The following is a 12,347-nucleotide window of genomic DNA, read 5'->3' as shown; positions in this document are numbered from 1 at the left end:
ATCAATAACACGGCCTGCACAGATCAATACGATCGTCCGCAGGCCGCAAATAGGTTCTGTGGCGCCTGGCTTCCCTGCTTAACACTTTTATTATGAAAGCCGGTCAGTTTTGGGATGGCGGTTAGTCGTCTTTACCGACCTTGCGCTCGATGGCTTTTAAGCGTTTGCTCATGTCATCGATGTTCATCACCAGCGCTGCAGTTTTGCGCCAGGTTTTGTTGGGTTGTAGCGGAATGCCCGACGAGTATACACCAGGCTCTGTGATCGGACGCATGACCATGCCCATACCGGTCACCGTCACTTTGTCACAGATTTCCATATGGCCGTTAATAACGCTGGCACCGCCAATCATACAGTAACGACCAATTTTTAAACTACCCGCCATGATCACACCGCCTGCAACCGCAGTATTGTCACCAATAACCACGTTGTGGGCGATCTGACACTGGTTGTCTATGATAACACCATTGCCGATCAGAGTGTTATCCAGCGCACCGCGATCAATGGTGGTACAGGCACCTATTTCCACACGATCGCCGATAATGACAGCACCTAACTGGGGGATTTTCACCCAGTTACCGCGATCGTTGGCGTAACCAAAGCCATCAGAACCAATGACGGTACCGGACTGAATCAGACAATCCTGACCGATCTGAATCTCATGATAAACCGAGACATTGGCCCACAAGCGTGTGCCGCTGCCGATACGGGTTTTTTTGCCAACAAAGCATCCCGCGCCGATCACCACATTATCGCCCAGTTCAACCTCCGCTTCGATCACCGCATTGGCGCCAATGGCGACATTTGCGCCGAGTCGGGCGCTGGGATCGATAACGGCGCTGGGCGCAATATTGCTTGCCGGTTGAGGCGTAGTATCGAGTATTTGCGCCATACGCGCATACGTCAGGTAAGGGTTTTTCACCACCAACGCTGCGGTGTGGCACCACTCCAGATCCGCTTCCGTCAGCACCACGGCTGAGGCCTTAATCAGGGCGAGTTGCTCGCGGTAACGGCTGTTTGCAAGAAAAGTGATTTGGCCAGTTGTGGCGGATTGCATAGAAGCAATGCCGGAGATGACGATATCGCCATCTCCGTGCAATTCTGCATCCAACTGCTGGGCTAAATCAGCCAGTCGAATAGATGACATCAATTATTTAACCTGTTTCAGCACGTCAGCAGTGATGTCTTTTGCGTTTGACGCATAAGCCACCGCATTCGCGTCGATCACGACGTCGTAACCATCGCTATCAGCGACTTTCTTCACGGCATCCTGAATACGGCTCAGCAGCTTGTTACGCTCTTCCATCTGACGACGACGGTTATCCTGCTCAAAAGCCTGTGCTTTGGAGGAGAAAGCTTCGCGCTGTGACATCACGTCTTTTTCCATGCGGCTGCGTTCGCTGGCCTTCATGGTTGAACCGTCACGCTGCAGACGCTGCATTTTGGTTTGCAGATCGCGTTCCTGACTCTGCAGCTCAGTAGCACGGCCTTTGAACTCATTTTCCAGCTGTTTAGCAACAGTCGCACGTTGCGGTAACTGTTGGAAAATGCTGGACACGTTTACCACTGCAATTTTGTCAGCAGCCTGAACACCAGCGGAAACCGCTAAAGCAAGACCCAGACCTGCGGCACACAACAACTTTTTCACTATAAACTCCTTACCATCAACGTTTGTGTCAGCGACACAGTGTTTGCCCCGGAACAGCCCCGTGAGCTGCCCGGTGGCAATACTTCAGCTATGCATCCATGCTCAGATCGTTACCAGGTTTTACCAATGTTAAACTGGAACTGCTCTGACTTGTCTCCCTCGATTTTCTTGATCGGCTGGGCGTAAGAGAAGACCAGTGGGCCGAGCGGTGACATCCACTGCAGCGCAATACCGCTTGATACGCGGATATTGTTGGGATCGCTGTAGTCAGGAATGCCGGCAGCACGCGTCTCGTCGGTATTTTCCCACTTGGTATCCCACGCCGTGCCGGCATCGACAAACACCGAGGTACGGACCGAGTTAGCATACTTCTCGCTCAGGAACGGCGTTGGCGTAATCAGCTCAAGGCTGGCAATCGCCATGGCGTTACCGCCCACCGCATCATCCGACTTACAGACACCGTTTGGATCAGCGATCCGGCAGTTGGACGAGTCATTATTGTAGTAGGCAGCTTTCGGACCAATAGTATTGGACTGGAAGCCACGAACCGTGCTGGAACCACCGGCATAGAAGTTCTCATAGAACGGCATCTCTTTGCCGTCGAGACCATCGCCATAACCGACACGACCACGGCCTAACAGCACCCAGGTACGATCCTGGTTAATCGGCACATATTGCTGTGTATCCAGCGTGGCCTTGTAGAAGCTGTTGTCCGAGCCTGGAATCGTCACCTTACCGTTCAGGTTGGTCCGGTTACCGGAGGTCGGGAAGAAACCGCGATCCAGGGTGTTATAGGTCCAGCCGTAGTTGAAGGTGAAGTCATCTGCTGAGAAATCCCCTTCGTCATTGAGCTGCTGTGGTTTGCCGACCGAATTAAGATAACGCCACATCGCAACCTGCGGCTGCATGTTTGACAGGTCATTATGGACATAGCCCAGACCGACACGCAGGGTGTTGTTTTCATTAATCGGGAAACCAAGCGTTCCGTCCACACCATAACTTTTGTTGGTATAGTCAGAAAGGTCAGCGTTGTCTGCTTTAAAGTCGTTATAGAACAGACGACCACCCAGACTCACACCGTCAACGGTGAAGTAAGGGTCCGTCAGCGAGAACTCAGCGTAGGTCTGGTAATCGTTTTTGGTACCGCTGATGCCAACGGTATTACCGGTGCCCAGCCAGTTATCCTGCGTAACGCCGACCTGGAAGCTGACGCCACTTTCGGTGCCGTAACCGACGCCGAAGTTAAAGGTACCAGTGTTACGCTCTTTAACTTTGTAGACCACGTCAACCTGATCAGGTGACCCGGGCACACGCTGAGTATCAACATCGACGGTTTCGAAGTAGCCGGTACGGTTCAGACGCTCTTTGCCCTGCTCAACCAGATCGCTGCCCAGCCATGCCCCTTCCATCTGACGCATTTCGCGACGCAACACTGAATCTTTCGAGGTGTCATTGCCTTCGAAACGGACGTTACGGACATAGTAGCGATTGCCGGCATCCACGTTGATATGCAGTTTTACGGTCTTATCGGCATCGTTGATTTCTGGCTGAGAAACCACGCGCGGATAGGCGTAGCCATAACGACCCAGCAGCTTCTTGATGTCATCTTCCATCTTCGTGACTTTCGCGCCGTTATACAGCTCGCCCGCCGGAATCTTAGTCAGATGTTCAATTTCTGCTGAATGGCCTGCCATGCTGCCATTGACGATCACGCCAGCGATTTTGTACTGATCGCCTTCAGTGATGTTGACCGTAATGTAGATGCCCTTCTTGTCCGGCGTCAGGCTGACCTGTGTGGAGTCGATGTTAAAGCGGGCATAACCGCGATCGAGATAGAAGCTGCGCAGGGTTTCAAGGTCACCCGCCAGTTTCTGTTTCTGGTATTTACGATCGCCGACCACGTTCCACCACGGCACTTCATCCCGCAACTGGAAACGGGAGATCAGTTCATCAGAACTGAAGGCTTTGTTACCCACGATGTTGATCTGCTGAATTTTGGCAGAGACACCTTCGGTGAACACCAGTTTCAGATCGACACGGTTACGCGGCAGCGGCGTAACGACCGCTTTCACGCTGGCAGTATATTTACCGACGCTGTAGTAGAAATCTTCCAGTCCCTTCTCAATGGAAGAGAGCGTGGTACGGTCCAGCGCTTCGCCGACACGTACACCAGAAGCTTCCAGATTTTGTTTGAGCTGATCCTCTTTCACCGCTTTGTTACCGGTGAAGGTAATGCTGGCAATGGTAGGACGTTCTTTGACCTGGACAATCAGCGTTGTACCGTCTCGCAGGACCTGAACATCCTCAAAGTTGCCAGTAGCGAACAGCGAGCGAATGGTATTTCTGACATCATCGTCATTCACCGTATCGCCAACCCGTACTGGCATGCTCAGCAGAGCCGCGCCGACGGCGACTCGCTGCAGCCCTTCGAAATGAATATCCTTCACCACGAAATCGTCTGCACCGTAAACGGTGGCGCTGCTAAACAGCAGCGACGCTATGAGCAACTTTTTCATCGCCATCGTTATTATGCGTTTTCCTAACACATCCCTCGAATGCTCGCGTTTACGCGATTACAGACGTGAGAAATCATTGAAAAGTGCAAGCCCCATTAACAGCACCAGTAAAATCGAACCGATGCGATAACTAAAGTCCTGAACTCGCTCGGACACCGGTCCACCTTTGATCTTTTCGATCGCCAGGAAGAGCAAGTGCCCACCATCTAAAACCGGCAGAGGAAACAGATTGATGATGCCCAGGTTGACGCTAATCAACGCCAGAAACATCAGGTAATAAATCAACCCATACTCTGCTGACAATCCTGCACCCTGCGCAATCGAAATTGGCCCGCTCAGGTTGTTCAGCTTTACATCACCGGTTATTAACTTGCCCAGCATAGAAACGGTGAGCTTCATCAGTTGCCAGGTTTTTACACTGGCTTCGCCGATTGCCGCAAACGCGCCATACTGTCTTACCGTTTTATACTCTTCTGGCAGTGGAACAATTCGGGGAATGACGCCCGCAAATCCTTCCGCTTTATTGCCAGGTTTCGCCTCTGGCGTCATCGTCAGCGTGATGTCGTCACCGCTGCGATCCACCTCAAGCGCCATGCTTTTGCCGGGATTATCCCGGACCTGAGCGACAAAAGCCTGCCACTGCGATAATGGCTGACCATCGACTTTAACGATCCTGTCGCCTGCTTGCAAACCGGCTTCACTGGCTGGCGAGTTCGCCTGAACTTCGGCGAGGGTAGTTTCTATCTGCGGACCGCGCGGACGAATACCCAATGCCACAACCGGGTCCTGCTTATCCGGTTCAAACTGCCAGTTACGCAAATCCAGTTGCTTTTGTTGCGTGGCCTCTTCGCCGAAACGCGCCACGGTTAAGGTGGCATTGCTGTCGCCGATTTTACCGACCAGCGCCATGCGTACAGCATCCCAATCAGGCGTTTCGATACCGTCAACAGCCTTAAGTTCCATGCCGGGCTTAATTTGCGCTTCTGCAGCCACCGAACCGTTTAAAATTTCACCAATTACCGGACGCACGCCAGGTACGCCGTGAATAAACACAACCCAGTAAGCGAAGATGGCGAAAAGGAAGTTGGCGATGGGACCGGCCGCAATGATTGAGGCTCGTTGCCAGATAGCTTTGTTATTGAACGCCTGATGGCGTAGCTCAGCCGGAACGCTTTCAACGCGTTCGTCGAGCATTTTGACGTAGCCGCCGAGCGGGATCAGCGCGATAACAAATTCGGTGCCGTGACGGTCGCGGCGTTGCCAGAGGGACTTACCGAAACCGATGGAGAAGCGCTCGACTTTGACACCGCAGCGGCGAGCGACCCAGAAGTGACCAAACTCATGTACGGTAATCAGCACGCCCAGCGCGACGATAAAGGCGACAAAACTCCAGATTATACTCAACATCGTTGCCTGTCCTTAAAGGGTGCGGAACACCAACAGCAATAAACAGGCAAACACCGGCACTGCCGCAGTCAGACTATCGATGCGATCCAGAATGCCGCCGTGACCGGGAATCAGATTACCACTGTCTTTAATGCCCGCTTCACGTTTGAACATGCTCTCGGTAAGGTCACCCAGCACCGAGGCCAGCGTGGCGATAATCGCGCAGATTACCAGCGTGCCGGCTGATACTGTCAGCGGTGCCAGCGTGGCAAACAGCAGTGCAATCAGCGCCGACGACACCAGACCGCCGAAAAAACCTTCCCAGGTTTTACCCGGAGAGACTTTCGGTGCCAGCTTGTGCTTACCAAACATTTTGCCAAACATGTAGGCACCCGAGTCGGCGCCCCACACCAGCAACATCACAAACAGCAGCCACCAGGCACCGGCGAAATGGTCGGTATCGTAATGATACTGACGCAGCGCCATCATGCCCCAGAAGAAAGGCACCAGCGTTAACACGCCAAACAGTAACCGGAGCGGACGCGAATGACGCCAGAACGACGCCGAAGCAGGATAGGAGAGCACCAACAGCAGCGCAACGACCCACCACACCAGCGACGCCCAAAGCGATGTCGCGACCTGCGGCAGATGCACATCATGTTGATAGGGTGGCAAGGTAAATAGCATCAGCGCCAGCAGCAGCCCACAGAGCACGGCCAGCCAGATGCGTTGTTGACGGGAGGCCATGCCGGCCAGTTGCCCCCATTCCCAGGCAGCCAGCATGCAGATAACGAGGGTTGTAATAGCAAAACCCACCGGCGGTAACCAGAACAGAGCAGCAATTACCAGCGGAATTAATATCAACGCGGTAATCAGACGAGACTTCAGCAAAGGTTACCCCCAGATTGCTCAGGCGCCGCCTGGTGCAGCGCCGCCAAAACGACGCTCCCGCAGAGAGAATGCATTCAGTGCACCTTCAAAAATGTGTTCATCGAAATCCGGCCAGAGCACATCGGTAAAATAGAATTCAGCATAGGCAATTTGCCACAGCAGGAAGTTGCTAATCCGATGCTCTCCCCCGGTCCTTATCACTAAATCCACTGGCGCCAGTTCATGCATACAAAGCTGCGACGTCAGGCTCTCTTCGGTAATCTGGTCAGGACGCAGTAAACCTTCCTGCACCTGTTCTGCCAGTTTTTTTACGCCTTCGATAATATCCCAACGGCCGCCGTAGTTAGCAGCGATGTTAAGCGTCAGGCCATCATTATTTTCGGTCAGCGCCTCAGAACGACGAATCCGCTCCTGAATGCGCGGGCTGAACCGGCTGGTATCGCCAATGATGCGTAAACGAACATTGTGCTTGTGCAGGCTCTTTACTTCACTGTCGAGTGCCCAGACAAACAGCTCCATTAATGCGGTGACTTCCTGCGCCGGACGGCTCCAGTTTTCGCTACTGAAAGCATAGAGCGTCAGCGCCTCAAGGTTGTTACTCACGGCAAAACTGACAGCGCGGCGAACCGATTTCACGCCCGCTTTGTGGCCGGAGATACGCAATTTTCCCTGATTTTTGGCCCAGCGACCATTGCCATCCATGATGATAGCGACGTGGCGCGGACCGGTTCCCTGCTGGTCATCAGTGTTGTTGTGATTGTTAGACGACATAAAGCGTACTCTATTCCTTTCATCAGAAATGCTGTGGTTTCTGAATACATTGCGCCCGATCCAAATCCTGACACCTTGTGTCAGGCTACACCGAATTCGGTGACAGACCGTGAAACGCGAGCCAGCGACTATACCATTTTCACCCGAAGCGAACAAATGGCCTCATAACGATCGGCGTCACGACGTGAAGCGCGACAACGTTTCTGTCGCCAGCGCGCGTGCGGTGCGATCGATTTCAAGGACAGCGTCCACCGAATCGGGTTCCGGACACGCCTGCGCCGCCAGCACAGCGCTGTTCAGCGCGGCGATGTCGGTAAAGCGAATCTGGTGATTCAGGAAAGCCGCAACGGCAACCTCGTTGGCAGCATTGAGCGTGGTGGTTGCCGCCTGCCCTGCTTCACAAGCGTCAATCGCCAGCTTCAGACAGGGATAGCGACCAAAATCAGGTTCTGCAAACGTCAGCGCCGACATGCGGGTGAAATCCAGCGGCGTGACGCCCGCGTGAATACGCGCAGGCCAGGCCATGCTGTGGGCAATCGGCGTACGCATATCGGGAGAACCCAACTGAGCCAGCACGCTGCCATCGCAGTATCGCACCATGGAGTGAATCACCGATTGTGGGTGCAGTATCACTTCCATCTGCGCTGCGCTGGCATTAAACAGCCAACGGGCTTCAATGTACTCAAGACCTTTATTCATCATGGTGGCCGAATCAACGGAGATTTTTCGCCCCATTGACCAGTTCGGATGTGCACAAGCCTGATCCGGCGACATGGCGCTGAGATCCGCTAAATCTGTGTCACGAAAAGGACCACCTGATCCCGTAAGGATAATCGACTCAATGCCGTTATCCTGCAGGTCAGCGTAACCTAACTGATGCTGGATGGTAGCCGGTAAACTCTGAAAAATGGCGTTATGCTCGCTGTCGACCGGCAGTAATTGGGCATTATGATGGCGCACCGCCTCCATAAATAAACGGCCGCAGGTGACAAGCGATTCTTTATTCGCCAGCAGCACGGTTTTGCCGGCGCGGATCGCTGCCAGCGTCGGCAGCAGACCGGATGCGCCGACAATCGCCGCCATCACCTGATCGACGTCATCCAGTGCCGCCAGCTCACAGGCTGCCTGAACGCCGGAGAGCACTTCAGTGTTTACCTTGAGTGCTCTCAGTCGCTCACGCAACGCGGCCGCTGAGGTTTCATCAGCCATTGCGGCGTAGCGCGGATGGAAAGTGGCACACTGTTCGGCCATCAGCGCCACGTTGTGACCGGCAACCAGCGCCGTGATCTGGTAACGCTCCGGATTGGCACGAACCACCGCCAGGGTACTGGTGCCGATTGACCCGGTTGAGCCCAGCAGAGTTAATCGCTTCATGATGCTATCCATGTGAAGTCAACAGACGTGCCCGCAGGCACAATGTAAAACGCCGCCAGATGTCGCATTCATACGAATACCTCTCTGTACGGCGTTTTGTCCGGCAGTGATGGGATCAGAAATCCATCAGCTCCGTCTCTTTTTCTGACAGTGCAGCATCAACTTTCTTGATGTGTGCATCGGTCATTTTCTGAATTTCATCCTGCGCACGACGCTCATCGTCTTCGCTGATCTCTTTATCTTTCAGCAGCGCTTTGATTTTATCGTTGGCATCGCGACGGACGTTACGTACCGACACGCGGCCCTGCTCGGCTTCGCCGCGCACGATTTTGATCAGGTCTTTACGGCGTTCTTCCGTCAGTGCAGGCAGCGGAACACGAATATCCGTACCGGCTGAACTTGGGTTCAGGCCCAGATCGGAGGTCATGATCGCCTTTTCGACTGCCGGACCGAGTGAGCGATCAAACACGTTGATTTTCAGCGTGCGTGAATCTTCCACGGTGACGGAGGCGAGCTGACGCAGCGGCGTTGGCGTACCGTAATATTCGACGATGATGCCGTCGAGCAGCGAAGGTGAAGCACGACCGGTGCGCACTTTGCTGATGGTGGTTTTGAATGCTTCGACGCATTTTTCCATGCGCGTATCAGCATCTTTTTTGATGTCGTTAATCACGTTGAAACCCTTGGATTCGGTTTGACCTGGCCAGTTCCGGCATAACCGGAAGCGGGATCGATAATCATCGATAATCCTGACTGGTGCGCGATGCATTATCATCGCGCTGACAGAATATACCTTATTTTATCTCGCCTCGGGTATTAATGCGTAATCAGGGTGCCTTCTTTTTCACCCATCACTACGCGACGCAGTGCGCCAGGTTTATTCATGTTGAAAACGCGGATCGGCAATTTGTGGTCACGCGCCAGAGTGAAGGCGGCAAGATCCATCACTTTCAGCTCCTGATCCAGCACTTCAGCGTAGGTCAGCTGTTCATACAGCGTCGCGTCCGGGGTTTTCACCGGGTCGGCAGAGTAGACGCCATCAACCTTGGTTGCTTTCAGTACCACGTCGGCTTCAATCTCAATACCGCGCAGGCAGGCAGCAGAGTCAGTGGTGAAGAACGGGTTACCGGTACCGGCGGAGAAAATCACCACGCGGTTGTTGCGCAGCAGGCTAATCGCCTCCGCCCAGCTGTAGTTGTCACAGACGCCATTCAGTGGAATTGCCGACATCAGACGTGCGTTCACATAGGCGCGGTGCAGTGCATCACGCATTGCCAGGCCGTTCATCACGGTTGCCAGCATTCCCATATGGTCGCCCACGACGCGGTTCATGCCCGCCTGTGCCAGGCCTGCGCCACGGAACAGGTTACCCCCGCCAATCACAACGCCAACCTGGATGCCCAGTTCAACCAGCTCTTTAACCTCTTGTGCCATACGGTCAAGCACACTCGCGTCGATACCAAAACCTTCAGCGCCTTGCAGGGCTTCGCCGCTCAGTTTCAGCAGGATACGTTGATAAACAGGTTTTGCGTTGGTCGCCATGGTCAGTTCTTCCTGGAAGATAGGGTGATAAGGAGAAGTAAAATCTGATCGATCATCCGCTTACCGCAATCAAATTGCTATTGGGATGAAACTGAAAACGTCTCTGTTGCGGTTCACAGACAAAAAAGAACCGCCTTCTGGCGGTTCTTTCAAAGCATTAAGACTGTTTGGACATGGCTGCAACTTCTGCAGCGAAGTCAGACTCAACTTTCTCGATGCCTTCACCCACTTCGAAGCGGATGAAATTGATGACGTCAGCGCCCTGCTCTTTCAGCGCCTGGCCAACGGTTTTGCTTGGGTCGATAACGAAAGCCTGGCCGGTCAGAGAAACTTCGCCGGTGAATTTCTTCATACGGCCTTCAACCATCTTCTCTGCAATCTCTTTTGGCTTGCCAGACTGCATCGCGATGTCCAGCTGAACCTGGTACTCTTTCTCTACCACGTCGGCAGAAACGTCTTCTGGCTTAACAAACTCAGGCTTGCTCGCCGCAACGTGCATCGCGATCTGCTTGATCAGATCTTCGTTTGCGCCAGTGGTTGAAACCAGTACGCCGATGCGTGCGCCGTGCAGGTAGCTGCCCAGCTCTGCGCCTTCCAGGATTGCCACACGGCGGATGTTGATGTTCTCACCGATTTTAGCCACCAGCGCAACGCGCTCTTCTTCGAACTGCGCTTTCAGTACTTCAACGTCAGTGACGCGATCCGCTGCAGCTGCATCCAGAACTTTGTCTGCAAATGCCTGGAAACCACCATCTTTCGCAACGAAGTCAGTCTGGCAGTTCACTTCCAGAATCACACCGTAGTCACCAACGATTTTGGTTTTGATTACGCCATCAGCAGCAACGTTGCCTGCTTTTTTCGCTGCTTTGATTGCGCCAGACTTACGCATGTTCTCAATCGCCAGCTCAATGTCGCCGTTCGCTTCAGTCAGCGCTTTTTTGCAGTCCATCATGCCCGCGCCAGTACGCTCGCGCAGTTCTTTTACCAATGCAGCGGTAATGTCAGCCATTCCAGAATCCTCGGTTCGTGCCCCGGTACGTTTGCACCCGCAGACACTTATTTGCGGAAAATTTACTCTGTCCCGCTGTCCCAAAGGGAGCGTGACAGACTTAGATAAAATAAAGGGGCCAGCAATGGCCCCTTACAGATCACATCTGAATACTAAGGGCTCTTATGCAGAGCAAACCTTATTAAGCGTTTTCTAAAGACGCTTCTTCAGCTTGCTCAGCCAGGTCCTGAGAACGGCCTTCGCGAACGGTGGTCGCAACGGCATTCAGGTACAGGTTTACAGCACGGATCGCATCGTCGTTACCTGGGATAACGAAATCAACGCCGTCTGGATCTGAGTTGGTATCAACGATAGCAAATACCGGGATACCCAGGTTGTTTGCTTCTTTGATTGCGATGTGTTCGTGGTCAGCATCAACAACAAACAGCGCGTCTGGCAGACCGCCCATATCTTTGATACCGCCCAGGCTGTTTTCCAGCTTGGCCAGCTCACGCGCACGCATCAGCGCTTCTTTTTTGGTCAGCTTGTCGAAAGTACCATCCTGAGACTGAGTCTCGAGATCTTTCAGGCGCTTGATTGACTGACGCACGGTTTTCCAGTTAGTCAGCATGCCACCCAACCAGCGGTGGTTTACGAAGAACTGGTCGCAGCTCAGTGCAGACTCTTTTACCGCTTCAGCAGCAGCGCGCTTGGTACCTACGATCAGGATCTTACCTTTACGGGAAGCGATCTTGTTCAGTTCAGCCAGAGCTTCGTTGAACATAGGGACAGTTTTTTCCAGGTTGATGATGTGAACCTTGTTACGAGCACCAAAGATGAATGGCTTCATTTTTGGGTTCCAGTAACGGGTCTGGTGACCGAAGTGAACACCAGCCTGGAGCATGTCGCGCATGGAAACAGTTGCCATGATAACCTCTAAAGTTTGATTGGGGTTGGGCCTCCATGTATCCCATACGACCGACCTCTTTCAAGGCACCCCGGCGTATGTGTCGATACATGTGTGTTTTATTACACATAATGAGAGTTATGCGTTTCCTGCTGACCGAAACGGCCATACAGAGAATCGTCGGCGCGCTTTATACCATAACCACGCCCTGGACGCCAATAAATGATCGCTGACCGCGGCCAGCGTGTTCTCTATTTGGCAGCCCTTTTGCTGACTGCTAACATGACAGCACAGAGTTCATTATTGTCGAAAATTTCGACAAAT

Annotated in this window: 11 protein-coding genes; all 11 read right to left on the bottom strand. The window is 53.2% G+C overall.

Features of this window, described 5'->3' with window-relative positions; genetic code table 11:
- Positions 1-121: 121 nt before the first annotated feature.
- Positions 122-1,147 (bottom strand): UDP-3-O-(3-hydroxymyristoyl)glucosamine N-acyltransferase, encoded by a 1,026-nt coding sequence (gene lpxD, locus HA41_RS12000; protein WP_094120986.1) that lies wholly within the window; start codon positions 1,145-1,147, stop codon positions 122-124.
- 3 nt (positions 1,148-1,150) lie between these two features.
- Positions 1,151-1,648: a molecular chaperone Skp gene (gene skp, locus HA41_RS11995; protein WP_003852644.1), complete on the bottom strand. Its 498-nt coding sequence runs from the start codon at positions 1,646-1,648 to the stop codon at positions 1,151-1,153.
- 110 nt (positions 1,649-1,758) lie between these two features.
- On the bottom strand, positions 1,759-4,170 hold the full coding sequence (bamA, locus tag HA41_RS11990) for an outer membrane protein assembly factor BamA (RefSeq protein WP_094120985.1): 2,412 nt from the start codon (positions 4,168-4,170) through the stop codon (positions 1,759-1,761).
- Between the two features lie 51 nt (positions 4,171-4,221).
- Positions 4,222-5,571 (bottom strand): sigma E protease regulator RseP, encoded by a 1,350-nt coding sequence (gene rseP / locus HA41_RS11985; protein WP_094120984.1) that lies wholly within the window; start codon positions 5,569-5,571, stop codon positions 4,222-4,224.
- 12 nt (positions 5,572-5,583) lie between these two features.
- The gene (gene cdsA, locus HA41_RS11980; RefSeq protein ID WP_094120983.1) at positions 5,584-6,441 is read right to left on the bottom strand and encodes a phosphatidate cytidylyltransferase; all 858 of its coding nucleotides are present in this window, start codon (positions 6,439-6,441) and stop codon (positions 5,584-5,586) included.
- 18 nt (positions 6,442-6,459) lie between these two features.
- Positions 6,460-7,212, bottom strand: a complete 753-nt coding sequence (gene ispU, locus HA41_RS11975; RefSeq protein ID WP_094120982.1) for a (2E,6E)-farnesyl-diphosphate-specific ditrans,polycis-undecaprenyl-diphosphate synthase — start codon at positions 7,210-7,212, stop codon at positions 6,460-6,462.
- Positions 7,213-7,389: 177 nt separating this feature from the next.
- A complete protein-coding gene (gene ispC, locus HA41_RS11970; protein WP_094120981.1) occupies positions 7,390-8,586 on the bottom strand; it encodes a 1-deoxy-D-xylulose-5-phosphate reductoisomerase in 1,197 nt (398 codons plus the stop codon).
- A 115-nt stretch (positions 8,587-8,701) separates the two neighbouring features.
- Positions 8,702-9,259: a ribosome recycling factor gene (frr, locus tag HA41_RS11965; RefSeq protein WP_094120980.1), complete on the bottom strand. Its 558-nt coding sequence runs from the start codon at positions 9,257-9,259 to the stop codon at positions 8,702-8,704.
- Between the two features lie 143 nt (positions 9,260-9,402).
- Positions 9,403-10,128, bottom strand: a complete 726-nt coding sequence (gene pyrH / locus HA41_RS11960; protein WP_031375278.1) for a UMP kinase — start codon at positions 10,126-10,128, stop codon at positions 9,403-9,405.
- Positions 10,129-10,285: 157 nt separating this feature from the next.
- The gene (gene tsf, locus HA41_RS11955) at positions 10,286-11,137 is read right to left on the bottom strand and encodes a translation elongation factor Ts (protein WP_094120979.1); all 852 of its coding nucleotides are present in this window, start codon (positions 11,135-11,137) and stop codon (positions 10,286-10,288) included.
- A 181-nt stretch (positions 11,138-11,318) separates the two neighbouring features.
- Entirely contained in the window at positions 11,319-12,044 is a 726-nt protein-coding gene (gene rpsB, locus HA41_RS11950; protein ID WP_143807325.1) for a 30S ribosomal protein S2, read from the bottom strand.
- Between the last annotated feature and the right edge of the window lie 303 nt (positions 12,045-12,347).

Source organism: Pantoea conspicua (assembly GCF_002095315.1).
Lineage (GTDB): Bacteria > Pseudomonadota > Gammaproteobacteria > Enterobacterales > Enterobacteriaceae > Pantoea > Pantoea conspicua.
This window is presented reverse-complemented; position numbering and strand designations above follow the sequence as displayed.